Source organism: Halorussus vallis (assembly GCF_024138165.1).
GTDB lineage: Archaea > Halobacteriota > Halobacteria > Halobacteriales > Haladaptataceae > Halorussus > Halorussus vallis.
Window position 1 is genome coordinate 809,264 of the sequence record NZ_CP100000.1, and the last position, 16,629, is coordinate 825,892.

Below are 16,629 nucleotides of genomic sequence, written 5' to 3' on the forward strand. Positions count from 1 at the left end.
ACCCGCGAAACCCCCCGCTGACGCACCTCGGGTCGACCCCCTCCACGGCGTCCGTCGCCGACGCATCGACCCTCCGAACGCTCCTCCCCTTCTGACGTCGTCGCTTCGGTGAGCGCCGGCCGGACGTCGACCCCGGCGAACGCTCGTTCACTCCGCCGAAACCGCGTCCCGCGGCCGACACCGCCGGCCTTCGTTCGTCGAAATTCTTCCCGCTCGCGACCCGGAAACCGGTTTCCGGCCGCGATTCCCTCGTCTGTTTCCCCGTGCGCACGTAGGCCGACTAGATTTTCCTTCGCGCACGCGAAGGCTCGCGCATGCGCGCCGAGGCACGGACGCGACGGGGCGGTAGTGGTGACGAGTCGGGGTGAGAAGACGGGGATCGGGCGCGAACCGCACGCGGTTCGCGCCCGACCCGCCACCGGCCCGAATTTACTCGTGCAACGGACGGAATCTCGACAGTTTCGCTCGGTTCCGGTGAAAATGCCTCGGAGAAAGGACGGGTTACCGGCCGATATTCCACGGAGGGAATATAAAGAGGAGTTTCCATCCGTAGCGGGAGGGCGCGGTTCGGCCCCAATCGACCGGATTCCGTTCGCCGGCCGCTATACTTAAATTGGTAAGCGAACATTGAACGAAAATCAGAGCGTTTATCAGGTATTAACCTCGCATTGAAAACTGCATGGCACGCGACGAAATGGCACGCGATCTCGACTCCGACTCCGACTCTCTGCTGGACCGCCGCTCGTATCTCAAACTGGCCGGCGCGGCCGCCGCCTCGGTCGCCGCGACCGGGGCCGCGACCACCGCGAACGCGGCGTCCTACGAGACGATCAAGGTCCCCGCTGGCAGCAGCCGCACCTTTGAGGTCGGCGACGGTGAGACCTTCGAGAACAAGCTCATCGACATCTCCGCCGAGGGTGCTTCGGCCTACATCCAAGCCACGAGCAACAACTTCACGATCCGCAACGTCGGGTTCAAAGGCACGCACCCCGGCGACGAGTTCCCCGTCATGGTTTCGGTGCCGGACGCGAGCGCGACCGGGACCGTCGAGAATCTCTACCTCGGCGACGGGAGCATCGAAGGGTCGTACTCCGGCGGCATCTTCGTCCAGTACTCGCCCGAACACAACGGCACCCTTCGACTGAAGAACGTCCACATCGCCCACTTCTCGAACAACGGGCTCTACGGCTCGGCCCCCGGCCACCGCGGCCAACAGGGCATCACGCACGTGGAGGACTCGTTCTTCTACAGCAACAACATCGCCAACATCCGCCTGGGCAACGACACCGAACTCAACTACGTCCGCAACTGCACGGTGAAAGTCGACGGGACGACGCCCGCCTGCGACGCCAACTGCTCGTCGCCCGGCGCGGTCCGCAACCGCGGCGTCTGGGCGTGGACCGGCCGCGTCGAACTCGAGAACTGCGACATCCAGGGCGACCTCGAAACCATGGAAGGCGGCGAGATAACCCAGACGAGCACGAAGGTCGGCAGCTCCGCCGACACCACCCCGCCCGCGGGCACGCCGATGTCGGCCGAAGAAGCCGCCAGCGGCGGCGGCTCCGGGTCGGGCGGTTCGTCGGGTTCGGACGGTTCGTCGGGCTCCGGGTCTGACGGCTCGACCTCCGACGGCTCGGACTCCTCCGGGTCGGGCGACTCCTCGGGCTCCGACGGCTCGACGACCGACTCCTCCCAACCATCAGGACGTTTGCTCGAACTCATCTCGGGCCAGGACACCGACGCCGAACCCTTCGAGTTCACCGTCGAGGGGAGCGTCACGAAGGCGACCGCCGACGTCCAGCATCCCGCGGGTTACACCGACACCGTCACCGACAACGGCGACGGCACCGTCACGGTATCCGGCACGGCGGGCCAGGGAACCGGCGACTCGTTCTGGGTCGACGGCTCCGTGACCGCGATGAACGTCACCGGGAGCAACTGGACCATCCGCTTCGACGGCAGCGAGGTTTCGGTCGCCGAACTCACCGGTAGCTCGTCGGGTTCGGACGGCTCGGACTCCTCTGGGTCGGGCGACTCCTCCGGGTCGACGTCGCTCCCGAACACCATCCTCGTCGACGGCACCGAGCACCCCCGGCGGCTCAGCTCCTACGAGTTCTCGGTCACCGGCGACATCCGGAAGGACGGAACGCGGGGCTCCATCAACGCCCGCGACAACGTCTCCGGAAGCGACGCCGCCGGCCGGGTCATCAGCGGCAAGGACGCCTACCGGTTCTCGGGCGAGATCACCCACTTCCGACTCCAGGGTTCGGCCGTCGTGGAGGTCCGCGATGGTTCGCAGTGAAGCCCAGGCCGCCCGCGATAGCTGGGAGTCCGCGCCCCGGGACCCCGAACCCGAGGACCTCGGCTACGAACTCGCCGACTGGGAGGTCATCCGCGCCCGCAAGGACGACCGCGGGCATCTGATGTTCCTCCCCGAAGACGAAGAACAGCTCAGAAAAGAGGCGTTCATCGTCGCCGACGCCTGCTCGGTCTGCGACGTGAACGAGCGAATCTAGCGACTCAGGGCCGCTCGGTAGCGGTTCCCCGCTCCGCGGCGTCTCCCTCCGCCGCGTTCCCCCTCGCGTCCCCTTCCGCGGTGCGTTCCCCCGCTTCCGCGGCGAGTTCCCCCTCCGTCGCGGATTCTTCCGCCGCCGTTTCTTCCTCCGACGCGGTTTCCCCTTCCGCGTCCGCCGCCGATTCTACCAGCGCCTTCGCTTCTCCGAACAATTCCGCCGCGCGCGCCTCGCTACGGGCCTCGGCGGTCACGCGCACGACCGGTTCGGTGCCGCTGGCGCGAACCAGGAACCACCCTTCGTCGGTCCCGACCCGGACGCCGTCGGCGGTCGCGACGTCCCCGTACTCGCGCCGGACCCGCCGCTCGACGCCCGCGACGACCGACGCCTTCTCGGTCGTCTCGACGTTCCCGCGGCGGATGGGGTAGGTTTCGATTTCGGCGAGGAGGTCTGCGAGCGGGCCGCGGTCGGCAACCAGCGCCGCGAGCCGACACGCCGCCAGCGGGCCGTCGGGACACAGCGTCTCCTCGGGCCAAATCCACGCGCCGCTCGGCTCGCCGCCGAAGGCGACGTCCGGGTCGGTCGCGCGTTCGGCGACGTAGACGTCGCCGACGCGCGTGCGGGCGACGTCGGCCCCGCGGTCGGCGAGCGAGTCGGCGACCGCGAGGCTGGTGTCGACGGGAACCGCCACTCGGTCGCCGGGACCCGCGGCTTCGCGGGCGAACAGCGCGAGCAGTACGTCGCCGTCCGGGAAGGTACCGTCGTGGGCCACCGCGCGCATCCGGTCGGCGTCGCCGTCGTGGGCGATGCCGAGGTCGGCGTCGGTCGCCGCCACCAGTTCCGCGAGTTCCCGGCAGTTCTCGGCGGTGGGTTCGCTCGGCCGTCCCGGAAACCGGCCGTCCGGCTGGGCGTTCAGCGTCCGGACGTCACAGCCCAGGCGGTGGAGCGCGTCGGCGGTGACGCCGCCGACGCCGTTGCCGACGTCGACGACGACCGAGAGGTCGGCGAGCGGTCGGGCGGTCCCGTCGCGCTCGCCGTCCTCGCGGGTCCCGTCTCCGTTGCTCACCGCGTCGGCGAGCGTCCGGGCGTGGCGGTCGGTCGCGCCGTCCCATCGCTCGACCGCACCGAGGCCGTCCCAGCGAGCCAAGTTGTAGTTCTTCGCGCGCACGCGCGAGGCGATGGCCTCGCGCTGGCTCTCGTCGAACGCCTGGCCCGAGGGGTTCCAGAGCTTGATGCCGTTGTCCGTCTCGGGGTTGTGGCTCGCGGTGACCATCAGCCCCGCGTCGGCGTCGCGCCAGCCGACGCTCCGGGCGACCGTCGGCGTCGCCGCCTCGCCGATTCGAATCACGTCGGCGCCGCACTCCCGCAGGCCCGCCGCCGCGGCGTCGGCCAGCAGGGGACTGCTCGTTCTGGCGTCTCGGCCGACGACCACGCGGTCGTAGCCCTCGCTGGCGAGCGCCCGGCCGACCGACAGCGCGAGGTCGGCGGTGACCTCGTCGCCGACCGGCCCGCGCACGCCGCTACTTCCGAACATCAGTGCTCCTGTCCGTCGGCCCGCCGGAGTTCCGGCGGCGTCCCCACTTCGTTGCCGTGGCGGTACTGGAGGAAGTGGACGACCGCCGACGCGCCGAACACCAGCAGGATGATCGTCGCGAGGACGAGTCCGGGCACCAGGCTGAACGGGTAGATGTTCAACCAGACCGCGCCGACCAGGACCGCCCCGACCCCCGCGAGCGCGAGGTAGTAGCGGTCCCACGGGAACTCCTCACGCGAGACGTCGCCGAGGTAGATGTCCAGGTCGGAGGACCGACTTCCGAGGCGGACGACGCCGGCGTCGCGGTCGTACTCGACGATGTTCGCCTCGTCGAGTTTGGGGAGGTGGGTCTGGTACAGCGAGATGTACACGCGCTTTCGCTGCTCGGTCGAAAGCGCGGCGGGCGTCGTCTCGTTCTCCCACGCCGCGACCTGTTCGGTGAGGTCGGAGAGGTCGGCCTCGCCGCCCTCCCGTCGGAGATAGTACAGCGCGTAGCGTCGCCGCGGGCTCTTCAGGACCTCGAACACCTCGTCCTGGGAGAGCTCTTCACTGTGCGCCATGCTCCTGTTGCCGTCGACCGGTCGTCGGAGGCGATACACTGTCGGAACCGCCGGGGTGTGGGAGTAGCAACGACTGAGACCGCCACATACACCGAGAATTGCTCCGTTGGCACTTTGTTACCCAGTTGCTGTTCGGGGGTAATCCCGCGATGTGCGGAGGGCTCGCCCCCGTCACGGGGCGCTTATCGCCGCGGTAGGCCCCAACACCGCGGCGGGGCGAACCCCCCGCCTAAACCGGGCGTATTCGCCAGCGGGAACGCCGATAGGTCCGTTCTACCGCGAGTCCAAGCGGCGTATAACAAAGAGGTCAACAATGCATGGACTGGATAACGCCCGGCCCGCCGTCCGGCGGTACGGTCGGGCAAACTACCTACCTATGATTCAGCTATCGACCGAACGTACTCGATACGGCTCGGTGGGACGCGGCGGAGGTGACGCTCGGTGAGTCGGCCGGACTCCGCGGAGGCCGCGACCGACTCGGGAGCGGCCGACGACCCCGTCGACGCGGACGCCGAGACGACCGGAGCGGCGCTCGGCGACGACTGCGAGGTTTCCCCCGACGCGACGGTGGGTCACCGCCACCGCGAGGGCGCCGAACCGCCGAAGATCGGCGACCGCGCGACCATCCGGTCGGGCGCCATCGTCTACGCCGACGTGACCATCGGCGACGACTTCACGACCGGTCACGGCGTGCTAGTCCGCGAAGACACCGATATCGGCGACGACGTCGTGGTGGGCACCGACACCGTCATCGACGGGACGACCACCATCGGCTCGCACGTCAGCCTCCAGACGGGCGTCTACGTCCCCACGGACACGACCATCGGCGACGAGGTGTTCGTCGGCCCGAAGGCCGTCCTGACGAACGACCCCTACCCCATCCGCAAGGACGTCGACCTCGAGGGGCCGACCCTCGAAGACCACGTCTCGGTGGGCGCGAACGCGACCATCCTGCCGGGCGTGACGGTCGGCGAGGGGTCGTTCGTGGCGGCCGGCGCGGTCGTCACCGAGGACGTGCCGCCCGAGACGCTGGCGGTCGGCGCGCCCGCCGAGCACCGACCGCTCCCCGACGACCTCGAAGGAGGGAATCAGATCGCATGAGCGACGTTCCCATCGCGGACCCGGAGCTTCGGGACCGCGAAATCGACGCCGCGGTCGAGACGCTCGAATCGGGGATGCTGGCCGACGGCCCGCAGGTCCGGGAGTTCGAAGCCGAGTTCGCCGGCTTCTGCGAGGCCGAACACGGCGTCGCCACCAGCAACGGGACGACCGCCCTCCACGCCGCGCTCGAAGCGCTCGAAATCGGCGAGGGCGACAAGGTGGTCACCTCGCCGTACTCGTTCGTGGCGAGCGCGAACGCGGTCCGACTCGCCGGCGCCGAACCGGTGTTCGCCGACATCGACCCCGACACGTTCAACCTCGAACCCACGGCGGTCGAGGAAGCCATCCGGCGCGAGGACGACGTGGCGGCCGTCATGCCGGTCCACCTCTACGGCCTCCCCGCCGAGATGGACCGCCTGCTCGAAATCGCCGACGAGTACGACCTCGCGGTGATCGAGGACGCCGCCCAGGCCCACGGCGCGGCGTACGAGGGCCGGAAGGTGGGGTCGTTCGGCGACGCCGCCTGCTTCTCGTTCTACCCCACGAAGAACATGACCACCGGGGAGGGCGGGATGATAACCACGAACCGCGAGGACGTCGCCGAACGCGCCGAGAGCTTCGTCAACCACGGTCGGCCTCCCGAAGGCGGCTACGAGCACGTCCGGACCGGCCACAACTTCCGGATGACATCGACGGCCGCCGCCATCGGCCGGGTCCAGCTAGACCGCCTCCCCGACTACAACGAGGCTCGCCGCGAGAACGCCGCTCGCTTCGACGAGGCGCTGGAGGACGCCGACGTGGTGACGCCCTACGTACCCGAGGGCCGCCGCCACGTCTACCACCAGTACACGATTCGCGCCGACGACCGCGACGGCCTGGCCGACCACCTCGAAGCCGAGGGCGTCGGCACGGGCGTCTACTACCCGACGCCCATCCACGAACTGAAAGCCTACGCCGACGTCGACCACGCCGCGCCGGTCGCCGAGCGGACCGCCGGACAGGCGCTGTCGCTGCCGGTCCACCCGAATCTCACCGAGGAGGACCGCCGAACCGTCGTCGACGCCGTCACCGAATATCAGCCCTGAAACTCCAACCATGAACCTCGACGTATCCAACCCAGTCAACGCCGCCGTCGTCGGCGTCGGAAGCATGGGTCGCCACCACGCCCGGGTGTACAGCGAACTCCCCGGCGTGAACCTCGTCGGTGTCTACGACGTCGACGAGGACCAGGCCCGCGCCGTCGCCGACGACCACGGCACCCGCGCGCTGAACCTCGAAGCCCTGCTGACCGCCGCCGACGTCGCATCGATCGCCGTGCCGACGCCGTTCCACGCCGACATGGCCGAACAGTGCATCGACCACGGCGTGGACGTGCTCGTCGAGAAGCCCTTCGTCGATGACCCCGAGGTGGGTCGCGACCTCCTGGCGGCCGCCGACGAGGCGGGCGTCACGATACAGGTCGGCCACGTCGAGCGGTTCAACCCCGCCATCCGGTCGCTGGCCGACATCGTGGCCGACCTCGACATCATCGCGGTCGACGCCCGCCGCCTCGGGCCGCCGCCCGAGGACCGCGAACTCGACCAGAGCGCGGTGCTCGACCTGATGATCCACGACATCGACGTGGTGCTGTCGCTGATGGGCGAGAAGCCCTCCTCGGTCGAGGCCCGCGGCGCGAAGGACAACCAGCACGCCACCGCCACGCTCGGGTTCGACGACGGCACGGTCGCGACGCTGACCGCCAGCCGAGTCACCCAACAGCGGGTGCGAAAGCTCGCCATCACCGCCGAGGAGTGTCGGGTCAACGTCGACTACATCGACCGGTCGGTCGAAATCCACCGCCACTCGCTGCCCGAGTACATCGAGGACAACGGCGACGTGCGCTACCGCCACGAGAGCATCGTCGAGCGGCCGACTGTCGAGACGGGCGAACCGCTCAAGAACGAACTCCAGTCGTTCGTCGCCGCGGCGACGAACGACGAGGCCGACCCGGTGGTTTCGGGCGAGGACGGCCTGCGAGTGCTGGAGGTCGCCCGCGAGATAGACGACATCGCCTCGGGCGAGGAGCGCGAGGAAGTCGGGGTGAGCGCACGGTGAGCCTCCAGGAAGTGGGCCGACTCTACGGGAGCGACGCCCCCGAAGCCGACCAGCGAACCGCGTTCCGCACCGGCCAGATTCCGGTCGCGGTGTACGGCCTCGGCAAGATGGGCCTGCCGCTGGCGGCGGTGTACGCAGAAACCTGCGGCAACGTGGTCGGCGCCGACGTCGACCCCGACGTGGTCGAGACCGTCAACGCCGGCGACTGCCACGTCAAGCGCGAACCCGGCCTGGCCGATGCGGTCGCCGAAACCGTCGAGTCGGGCGCGCTCCGCGCGACCGACTCGCCCGCCGAGGCCGCTTCCGAGGCCGCGGTCCACGTCGTCATCGTGCCGACGCCCATCACCGAGGAGAAGGCCGCCGACCTCTCCATCCTGCAGTCGGTCGCCCGCGACATCGGGTCGGGACTCGACCGCGGCGACCTGGTGGTCGTCGAGTGCACCGTCCCGCCCCGGACCTGCGCGGACACCCTCTACCCGCTACTCGCCGAGGAAGCGGGCCACGAGGAGTTCGGCCTGGCGTTCTGCCCCGAACGGACCTCCAGCGGTCGCGCGCTCGAGGACATCCGGGGCGCGTACCCGAAGGTGGTCGGCGGGGTCGACGACGAGTCGACTCGGGTCGCCGAACTCGTCTACGACGACATCACCGACAACGAGGTGCTGACCGTCTCGGACGCCACGACCGCGGAGGCGGTGAAGGTGTTCGAGGGCCTCTACCGCGACGTCAACATCGCGCTGGCGAACGAACTGGCGACGATGACCGACGAGATGGGCGTCGACGTCAACGAGGCCATCGAGACGGCCAACACCCAGCCCTTCTGCGACATCCACGACCCCGGGCCGGGCGTCGGGGGCCACTGCATCCCCTACTACCCCTACTTCGTCATCGACGAGTTCGACACAGACTCGCGGTTGCTCGAGACCGCCCGCGCGGTCAACGACGACATGCCGACGTTCACGGTCGAGACGCTTGCGCGGGAACTCGACGCCGAGGGGACGCCGGTTTCCGAGGCGACCGTCGCGGTGCTGGGTCTGACCTACCGGCCCGGCGTCGAGGAGACGCGGGCCTCGCCCGCAATCGGCATCTCGGCGGGACTGTCCGAACTCGGCGCGGAGGTGCTGGGCGTCGACCCGATGCTCGACGACGCCGACGAGTTCGACGCCGAGAAGGTCGAGTTGGAATCGCTCTACGAACGAGATATTGACGCCGCGGTGCTGGTGACGCCCCACGAGGACTTCGAGCGAATCGAGTGGAATCGGTTCGACCCGCTGGCCGTCGTCGACGGCCGCGGGACCCTCGACCTCGGGGACACCGCCCACCGCGTCTACACCATCGGTAGCGGATAGCGAGACACCAGAGACACTAGAGACACGATGTACTCCGAGAAATCTGTCGCCGTCGTGGTCCCGGCCTACAACGAGAAGGGACTCGTCGGCGGTGTAATCGACACGATTCCGTCGTTCGTCGACCGCGTCTACGTGGTAGACGACCGGTCGACGGACGGCACCTGGGCCGAGATACGGGAACACGCCGAACGACGAAACGCCGAGGTCGGCGCGCGCTCGCACGCGGGGGTGCGTTCTCCTGCGGGGGAGCGCGCTTCCGCCGACGGGCATGGCTCCGACGACGCGTCCGGAGGAGAACGCGCCGGCGGCGGGTCGACGCGACCCGCCGCGTCGGCGCAACTGGACGGCGGTCGGTACGTCGTCCCGATTCGCCGCGAGGAGAACGGCGGCGTCGGGGCGGCCATCAAGACCGGCTACCGCCGGGCCGCGGCCGACGGGATGGACGTGGTCGCGGTGATGGCCGGCGACGGTCAGATGGACCCCGACGCGCTTGACCGACTCGTCGCGCCCGTCGCCGACGGGCGCGTCGACTACGCGAAGGGCAACCGCCTCCAGTCGCGGCGCGACCGCGGCAGCATGTCCAACTTCCGGTACTTCGGCAACACCCTGTTGACCGGCCTGACGAAGGTAGCGAGCGGTTACTGGCGGATTTCGGACCCGCAGAACGGCTACACGGCCATCTCCCGCGAGGCCATCGAGGCCATCGACCTCGATTCGGCCTACGACCGGTACGGCTTCGCCAACGACGTGCTCATCCGCCTCAACGTGGCGGGGATGCGCGTCGCAGACGTGCCGACGCCCTCGCGGTATGGCAACGAGACGAGCCACATCGATCTCAAGTCGTTCGTGCCGCGGCTGTCGGCGCTGCTGGCGACCGGGTTCCTCCGTCGAGTGACCGAAACGTACGTGCGGCGGGGTGCGAGCCCCGTCGCGGCGCTGTTCGGCGTCGGCGTCCTGGCCTCGGTGGTCGGGACGCTCGGCGCGGTCCGGAACCGCCTGTCCGGCGAGGACGGTTCCGGACTTCGAACCGCGCTGGCGGGCCTGTGCTCGCTCGGACTCGCCGGACTACTCGATATGAACCGAAGTGAACCGCTCCAACTCGAACTCGACGACGAATCGCCCTCCCAGAAACGCCCGCGAGCGCCGGAGGCAGACGAATGAAGGTGCTGACGGTCGTCGGCGCCCGCCCGCAGTTCATCAAGGCCGCGGCGGTCTCCCGAGAACTGCGCGAGCGCCACGAGGAGGTGCTGGTCCACACCGGCCAGCACTACGACCAGGAGATGTCCGACGTGTTCTTCGACGAACTCGGCATCCCCGAACCCGACGTCAACCTCGGGGTCGGCTCTGACGACCACGGCGCCCAGACCGCCGAGATGCTCGTCGGCCTCGAAGAGCAGATCGCCGCGGAGGACCCCGACGCGGTGCTGGTCTACGGCGACACCAACTCCACGCTCGCGGCCGCCGTCGCCGCCTCGAAGATGGACACCGCGCTGGCCCACGTCGAGGCGGGCCTGCGGAGCTACAACCGCGAGATGCCCGAGGAGATAAACCGGGTGTTGACCGACCACGCCTCCGACCTGCTCTTCGCGCCCTCCCGGCGCGCGGTCGACAACCTCGAAGCCGAGGGCGTCCAGGCGGGCGTTCACATGACCGGCGACGTGATGTACGACGCCGTGCTGTGGGCGCGCGACCGGGCCGAAGAGCACTCGACCGTGCTCGACGACTTCGGGGTCGAGGCGGGCGAGTTCGTCCTGGCGACGGTCCACCGCGCGGCCAACACCGACGACCCCGAGCGCCTGGCGGCCATCTTCGACGCGCTCGCCGACGACCCCCGCGAAGTCGTGCTCCCGGCCCACCCGCGGACCGTCTCGAAGTTGGAGGAGTACGGCATGTACGAGGACGCCGAGGAGAAGTTGACGCTCACCGACCCGGTGGGCTACCTCGACTTCGTGCGCCTCCAGGACGCCGCCGACGTGGTCGCCACCGACTCGGGCGGCGTCCAGAAGGAGGCGTTCTTCCTCGACACGCCCTGCGTGACGATGCGCGAGGAGACCGAGTGGCGCGAGACGGTCGAGGCGGAATGGAACACGCTGGTCGGCGCCGACGGCGAGGCGATCCGCCGGGCGCTGTCCAGCGCGGAACGCCCCGCCGACAAGCCCACGCCCTACGGCGACGGCACCGCCGCGGCGACCATCACGGGTCTGCTCGACGATGCCTGAAGACCTCGACACCCGGTCGGCCGACGCCGCGTTCGCCGACGCCGACGCGACCGACGCGCTCGCCGACGAGGACGCCGAGTTCGCGCTGTTGCTCACCCACGACGTCGACCGGCCGTACAAGACCGGCCAGTCGCTGTACTACGCGCTCGCCGACCGCGACCCCAGACACCTCCGGAGCCTGCTGCCAGACCACAACCCGTGGTGGCAGTTCGAGGAGATAATGAAACTCGAAGCCGACCTCGGGGTCCGGTCGTCGTTCTACTTCCTGCGCGAACGGCACGCGCTCGAACGCGCGCCCGGCGACTGGGTCGACCCCTTCTACTGGGTCGAGACGCTGGGTCGGTACGACGTCGGGAACGCCGAGATGGTCGACCTGCTGCAGCGACTCGACCGGGGCGGCTGGGAGGTCGGCCTCCACGGGTCGTTCGACTCCTACGACGACCCGGCCCGCCTCCGGATGGAGAAGTCGGCGCTCGAAACCGCGCTCGGTCGCGGCGTGACCGGGGGCCGCCACCACCACCTCCGACACACCCCCGAGACGTGGAAGCACCACCGCGAGATGGGTCTGCGCTACGATGCGAGTCCGGGGTCGTCGAGCGAGTTCGGTTTCGCGCGTTACCAGCCGTTCCGTCCCTTCGGCGACGAGTTCGTGGTCTTTCCACTGACGCTGATGGAGATCGCGCTCCCGGACCCCGGCGAGTCCTTCGAGGCGGCGTGGCGCGAGTGCGAGTCGCTGCTCGAAGAGGCCGCCGAGAACGACGCCGTGATGTCGATCCTCTGGCACCCGCGGATGTTCTACGAGGTCGACTTCCCCGGCTACCGGGAACTCTACCGCCGAATCATCGAGCGCGCCCTGGAGATGGGCGCGTGGGTCGGCCCGCCTGCAGACTTCTACGACCTGCTGGACCACCCCGAGGGTAACGACCGGGGACGGACGTCCCCGACCGCGAAGCGCGAGCGGGGCCTCGCCGGCGACTCGGTCGGCGACCGCGAGGCGGTCGCCGACGGGGGCGAAACCGAGGAGGCCGGAGAGGAGAACTCCGAGGAGTCCTCCTCTCCGGCTGCACCGGACGAGACGGCCGACAAGGCGGGCCTACGCGGCCGACAAGCGGAGGATAACAAAGTGCAAACCGACGATACCAGAGAATCAACAGGATGAGAGTCGAGCAACTCGAACTGTCCGAGTGGGAATCGGCACTACCGAACGACGGCTTCGAGGTCTTCCACCGCCCGGAAGCGCTCGAAGTCGTCGACCGACACGCCGACGCAGAGATGAAGCTGTTCGGCGGATTCAAGGGCCAACAGCCCATCGCGCTGTTGCCCGTGTTCGTCCAGCGCCGGTCGGTCGGGACGGCGGTCACCTCGCCGCCGCCGGGGCTCGGGATTCCGCGACTGGGTCCCATCCTCATGCCGACCAGCCCGAAGCGCCGCAAACAGGAGAAGGTCAACCAGGAGTTCACGGAGTCCGTCCTGGAGCAGGTCGGCACCGACCTCGACCTCGACGCCCGCCTCGCGGAGGCGGGCGTCGAGTCGCCGTTCGCCGAGAAGGTGCTGGACACCCTCGACGTCGACTCGCGGCTGACGCTGTTCCGGATGATCTGCAACACCGACTACGCCGACCCCCGGCCGTACTCGTGGGGCGGCGACCTCCAGGTCGAGCCCAACTTCACGTACTTCCTCGACCTGGAGAACCGTGACGCGGAGGAGGTCCGCAAGTCGTTCTCCAAGAGCCTCCGCCGGGAGATTCGGGACGCCGAGGACCTCGACGTGACCATCGAGACGGAGGGCTTGGAGGGCGCCCGCGACATCTACCGGGCGACCGAACAGCGGTACGCAGAGCAGGACGAACCGTTCACGCTGTCGTGGAGCTACGTCCGGGACCTCTTCGAGGCGCTTGACAACCGGGCGCGGGCCTACGTCGCCCGCGACGAGAACGGCGAGTACCTCTCGGGCATCACGACGCTGTACTCGAACGACGCCGCCTACTTCTGGCAGGGCGGCGCCAAGTGCATCTACGAGGGGACCGCGGTCAACAGCCTCATCCACTGGCGGCTCATCGAGGACATCATCGAGGAACCGCCGGTCGAATCGGTGACCCAGTACGACCTGATGGGTGCGAACACCGAGCGACTCTGCCGGTACAAGGCGAAGTTCGGCGCCGACCTCGTCCCCTACTACGTGGTCGAGTCGCCGGGCGCGGCGATGAACGTCGCCAAGCGCGCCTACCAGTTGGTTCAGTAGTCTCGGGCGGCAACCTGCCGGCGGCGGCGAGCGGAACCGAAATCGTCCGCCGGACCGCGACGCGGACTCGCTCTTTCTCGACGCGGCGACCGAAAAACGACAGCCAGCGCACGGTTTGCCCGGATTCAGCCGAGATTCGCTGTTCAACGAGCGAATTACAAAGGTCATCTCGGCCCAAGATGTTCGCCGACGCTCGAACGGCGGGCCGTTTCGGGCGAATTCGAGCATGAAGGTACTGAGCTTACTGACGAACGAGTCGGGATTCCACCGACGGGAGACGGCCGCGATGGCCGACCTCGGCGTCGACCGAGACGCGCTGGTCGTGCCCGGCGACCCGAACGACCGGTCGGTCGCCGACTACCTCCGCTATCTACCCGCGGTCGTGCGCCGGGCCGGCGACTACGACCTGGTCCACGCCAACTACGGGCTGACCGCGCCGTTCGCGCTGGCCCAGCGGCGGGTCCCGGTCGTGCTCTCGCTGTGGGGGTCGGACCTGATGGGCGAGTACGGCCGGTTGAGCGAGGCGTGCGCCCGGCGGGTCGAAGAGGTGGTGGTGATGTCCGAGGAGATGGCCGGGCGACTCGACCGGGACGCCCACGTAGTTCCCCACGGCGTCGACGCGACCCAGTTCCGGCCGGAACCGGCGGGGCGCGCCCGGCGGCGACTCGGGTGGGACGCCGACGCGCGCCACGTCCTGTTTCCCTACTCGCCGGGGCGCCCCGTCAAGGACTTCCCGAAGGCCGGCCGGGTCGTCGAGGCCGCCCGCGACCGACTCGACGCGCCGGTCGAACTCCACCCGCTCGGCGGGGTCGACCACGAGGAGATGCCGACGTACTACAACGCCTCGGACGCGCTGCTGGTGACCTCCCGACGGGAGGGGTCGCCGAACTCCGTCAAGGAGGCGATGAGCTGCGGCGTCCCGGTGGTTTCGACCGACGTGGGCGACGTGCGCGAGCGACTCGCGGGCGTCAGGCCCGCGACCGTGGCGTCGACCGACGAGGAACTCGCCGCGGGACTCGCCGACGTGCTGGTCGACCCGCGGCGCTCGAACGGACGCGAGGCGATAGCCGACGTCCGGGTCGAGGCGACCGCGGAGCGCCTCAAGGCGGTGTACGAGCGCGCACTCGACCGCGGGCCCGAGTCGGGCCCGCAGCGGGCCGCGGCGCCGGCCGACCGAATCTGAGGCGACGCCGGAGGACGACAGGCCGGGCGGAAAGGCGGCCGAATCGAGCGGAAGAAGCGGCCGAATCGCGGGGGAAAGACGGCCGAATGGAGCGGTGGGAATCGCGGTGGAGCCCGAAAACGAACGGGAGCGCGTCGACGACGAGTGCGCCGTTCGACTGCGCACGGCGGGGCGCCGGCGAGTGAGAATCGCCGGCGCGCCGACGGAGGAGAGAACCAATGGACACGAGACAGACGACGGCGACGGAAACGGTAGTATCGACACCATCGACACGACGAGCGGAAGCGGCGGCGGCCGACGAACGAGCGGCGGCCCGGGAGCGCGACCCGACGCGCGGCCGACGGAGGGTCCGGCCGTGAAGGTCGTCGTCACCGTTCAGCACCCCGCCCACGTCCACTTCTTCAGGCCCGTAGTGGCGAAACTCCGCGAGCGGGGCAACCGGGTCCGAATCTTCGCCCGGGAGAAGGACGTGGCGCTCGACCTGCTCGACCACTACGGGATGGAGTACACCGTCCTCGCGGGGAAACCCGACTCGCTCGGCGGTCTCGCCCGGACCCAGGCGACCTACGAGTACCGACTCCTCCGTGCCGCCCGGGAGTTCGACCCGGACGTGATGACCGCCATCGGCGGGACCGCGGTCGCGCACGTCTCGCGACTGGTCGACGCCCGGAGCGTGGTCTGGATAGACAACGAGGGCATCTTCGCCCACAAGATCACGACACCGTTCGCCCACGCCGTCGCGACACCCCGGCAGTTCGGGACCGACCTGGGCGGCAAGCACGTCCGGTACGACGGCTACCAGGAACTGGCGTACCTCCACCCCGACCGGTTCGACCCCGACCCGGGGCGACTCGCCCGCCACGGCGTCGACCCCGACGACCGCTACGCGTTCGTCCGGTTCCGCGACTGGTCGGCGCTCCACGACGTGGGCGAGGCCGGGTTCTCGGGCGCCGACAAGTGTGAACTGGTTGAGTCGCTCTCCGAGCACGGCACCGTCTACGTCTCCAGCGAGTCGCCGCTCCCCGCGGCGTTCGACGACCACCGCCTGCCGGTGCCGCCCCACCTCGCCCACGACCTGCTGTACCACGCCGACCTCTACGTCGGCGATTCGGCGACGATGTCGACCGAGGCGGCGCTGTTGGGCACGCCGGCGGTGCGGTGTCAGTCGTTCGCGGGCGACGACGACATGTCGAACTTCGAGGAACTAGCCGAACACGGCCTGCTCTACTCCACCGACGACGGCCGGGAGGCCGTCAGGGAGGCGAAGGCGCTGGCTCGGTGCGACGAGACGGCGGTCGCCTGGCGGCGTCGGCGTCGGCGATTGCTTCGGGAAAAGATAGACGTTGTTCCGTTCGCGGTCGAACTTCTGGTGCGAGAAGGGAGGAAGGCGGGCGGCGTCGAACCGCGGCGCGAACGCCCCGCGCGGGGCGTTCGCGCCGCGGCGACGGCGGACGACTAGGCCATCCCGTCGATGTCGACCGCGCAGTCGGCCTGAATCCACGCGTTTCCGTTTCGAGTGTCGTAGACGACGACCGAACCGGCGCCGTCGCGGAACGCGGCGTACCGCTGGTCTTCGGAGAGCGTTTCGGAGCGAGTCGTGTTGTCGCTTTCGTACTTGGAGGTCATTGGGTCGTCCCACTCGGGTTACGTCGGTGGGTTTCTATCGATAGCTCGGGACCCGCCCCTGATAAGTGTTGTCACTACACATCACCGCCGTGAGGTGACGACTCGGCGTCGATCGGGGACGGCGAGTCGCCGTCGCGCGAAATCGCACACGGTTCGATGTCGGCTTCTCGACCGTTTTGGCCCGCCTAGTCGCCGACAGGCCGCGTATAACA

15 protein-coding genes are annotated in these 16,629 nt (G+C 69.3%); 12 read left to right on the top strand and 3 right to left on the bottom strand.

The genetic code is table 11. The features are described from left to right. The first annotated feature begins 679 nt into the window (after positions 1-679). A complete protein-coding gene (locus NGM07_RS04240) occupies positions 680-2,302 on the top strand; it encodes a hypothetical protein (protein WP_253517582.1) in 1,623 nt (540 codons plus the stop codon). Next, positions 2,289-2,516, top strand: coding sequence for a hypothetical protein (locus NGM07_RS04245; protein WP_253517584.1), 228 nt, complete (start codon positions 2,289-2,291; stop codon positions 2,514-2,516). The genes NGM07_RS04240 and NGM07_RS04245 overlap by 14 nt, the downstream gene beginning before the upstream one ends. Before the next feature lie 4 nt (positions 2,517-2,520). Here the strand turns inward: NGM07_RS04245 and glmM are convergent, their stop codons facing one another. Then, positions 2,521-4,047: a phosphoglucosamine mutase gene (gene glmM / locus NGM07_RS04250; protein ID WP_253517586.1), complete on the bottom strand. Its 1,527-nt coding sequence runs from the start codon at positions 4,045-4,047 to the stop codon at positions 2,521-2,523. Further along, positions 4,047-4,607, bottom strand: coding sequence for a DUF7344 domain-containing protein (locus tag NGM07_RS04255; protein WP_253517587.1), 561 nt, complete (start codon positions 4,605-4,607; stop codon positions 4,047-4,049). Before NGM07_RS04255 ends, glmM begins: the two co-directional genes overlap by 1 nt. Before the next feature lie 567 nt (positions 4,608-5,174). Between NGM07_RS04255 and NGM07_RS04260 the strand changes: the two genes are divergently transcribed. From NGM07_RS04260 to NGM07_RS04305, 10 genes are all read left to right on the top strand, one after another. Further along, positions 5,175-5,708, top strand: a complete 534-nt coding sequence (locus NGM07_RS04260; RefSeq protein WP_253520149.1) for an acyltransferase — start codon at positions 5,175-5,177, stop codon at positions 5,706-5,708. Further along, positions 5,705-6,793, top strand: a complete 1,089-nt coding sequence (locus NGM07_RS04265; protein ID WP_253517588.1) for a DegT/DnrJ/EryC1/StrS family aminotransferase — start codon at positions 5,705-5,707, stop codon at positions 6,791-6,793. Before NGM07_RS04260 ends, NGM07_RS04265 begins: the two co-directional genes overlap by 4 nt. A gap of 10 nt (positions 6,794-6,803) precedes the next feature. Continuing rightward, positions 6,804-7,802, top strand: coding sequence for a Gfo/Idh/MocA family protein (locus NGM07_RS04270; RefSeq protein ID WP_253517590.1), 999 nt, complete (start codon positions 6,804-6,806; stop codon positions 7,800-7,802). After that, positions 7,799-9,148, top strand: a complete 1,350-nt coding sequence (locus NGM07_RS04275; RefSeq protein ID WP_253517592.1) for a nucleotide sugar dehydrogenase — start codon at positions 7,799-7,801, stop codon at positions 9,146-9,148. The genes NGM07_RS04270 and NGM07_RS04275 overlap by 4 nt, the downstream gene beginning before the upstream one ends. Positions 9,149-9,175: 27 nt before the next feature. Further along, positions 9,176-10,309, top strand: a complete 1,134-nt coding sequence (locus NGM07_RS04280) for a glycosyltransferase family 2 protein (protein WP_253517594.1) — start codon at positions 9,176-9,178, stop codon at positions 10,307-10,309. Then, a complete protein-coding gene (wecB, locus tag NGM07_RS04285; protein WP_253517596.1) occupies positions 10,306-11,367 on the top strand; it encodes a non-hydrolyzing UDP-N-acetylglucosamine 2-epimerase in 1,062 nt (353 codons plus the stop codon). Before NGM07_RS04280 ends, wecB begins: the two co-directional genes overlap by 4 nt. Further along, entirely contained in the window at positions 11,360-12,526 is a 1,167-nt protein-coding gene (locus NGM07_RS04290; protein WP_253517599.1) for a polysaccharide deacetylase family protein, read from the top strand. The genes wecB and NGM07_RS04290 overlap by 8 nt, the downstream gene beginning before the upstream one ends. Beyond that, the gene (locus tag NGM07_RS04295) at positions 12,523-13,608 is read left to right on the top strand and encodes a GNAT family N-acetyltransferase (RefSeq protein WP_253517601.1); all 1,086 of its coding nucleotides are present in this window, start codon (positions 12,523-12,525) and stop codon (positions 13,606-13,608) included. The genes NGM07_RS04290 and NGM07_RS04295 overlap by 4 nt, the downstream gene beginning before the upstream one ends. A gap of 226 nt (positions 13,609-13,834) precedes the next feature. Next, positions 13,835-14,791, top strand: a complete 957-nt coding sequence (locus tag NGM07_RS04300; protein ID WP_253517604.1) for a glycosyltransferase — start codon at positions 13,835-13,837, stop codon at positions 14,789-14,791. Between the two features lie 355 nt (positions 14,792-15,146). Next, positions 15,147-16,250, top strand: coding sequence for a DUF354 domain-containing protein (locus NGM07_RS04305; RefSeq protein ID WP_253517606.1), 1,104 nt, complete (start codon positions 15,147-15,149; stop codon positions 16,248-16,250). Here NGM07_RS04305 and NGM07_RS04310 read toward each other — a convergent pair. Beyond that, positions 16,247-16,417, bottom strand: coding sequence for a DUF7331 family protein (locus tag NGM07_RS04310; protein ID WP_253517608.1), 171 nt, complete (start codon positions 16,415-16,417; stop codon positions 16,247-16,249). The two genes, NGM07_RS04305 and NGM07_RS04310, sit on opposite strands and share 4 nt — an antisense overlap. Positions 16,418-16,629: the final 212 nt, after the last annotated feature.

Excerpts from the sequence above, each read along its gene's own strand:
- NGM07_RS04240 (WP_253517582.1), top strand. The coding sequence starts at position 680 with ATGGCACGCGACGAAATGGCACGCGATCTCGACTCCGACTCCGACTCT.
- NGM07_RS04245 (WP_253517584.1), top strand. The coding sequence starts at position 2,289 with ATGGTTCGCAGTGAAGCCCAGGCCGCCCGCGATAGCTGGGAGTCCGCG.
- glmM (WP_253517586.1), bottom strand. The coding sequence starts at position 4,047 with ATGTTCGGAAGTAGCGGCGTGCGCGGGCCGGTCGGCGACGAGGTCACC.
- NGM07_RS04255 (WP_253517587.1), bottom strand. The coding sequence starts at position 4,607 with ATGGCGCACAGTGAAGAGCTCTCCCAGGACGAGGTGTTCGAGGTCCTG.
- NGM07_RS04265 (WP_253517588.1), top strand. The coding sequence starts at position 5,705 with ATGAGCGACGTTCCCATCGCGGACCCGGAGCTTCGGGACCGCGAAATC.
- NGM07_RS04270 (WP_253517590.1), top strand. The coding sequence starts at position 6,804 with ATGAACCTCGACGTATCCAACCCAGTCAACGCCGCCGTCGTCGGCGTC.
- NGM07_RS04280 (WP_253517594.1), top strand. The coding sequence starts at position 9,176 with ATGTACTCCGAGAAATCTGTCGCCGTCGTGGTCCCGGCCTACAACGAG.
- wecB (WP_253517596.1), top strand. The coding sequence starts at position 10,306 with ATGAAGGTGCTGACGGTCGTCGGCGCCCGCCCGCAGTTCATCAAGGCC.
- NGM07_RS04290 (WP_253517599.1), top strand. The coding sequence starts at position 11,360 with ATGCCTGAAGACCTCGACACCCGGTCGGCCGACGCCGCGTTCGCCGAC.
- NGM07_RS04295 (WP_253517601.1), top strand. The coding sequence starts at position 12,523 with ATGAGAGTCGAGCAACTCGAACTGTCCGAGTGGGAATCGGCACTACCG.
- NGM07_RS04300 (WP_253517604.1), top strand. The coding sequence starts at position 13,835 with ATGAAGGTACTGAGCTTACTGACGAACGAGTCGGGATTCCACCGACGG.
- NGM07_RS04310 (WP_253517608.1), bottom strand. The coding sequence starts at position 16,417 with ATGACCTCCAAGTACGAAAGCGACAACACGACTCGCTCCGAAACGCTC.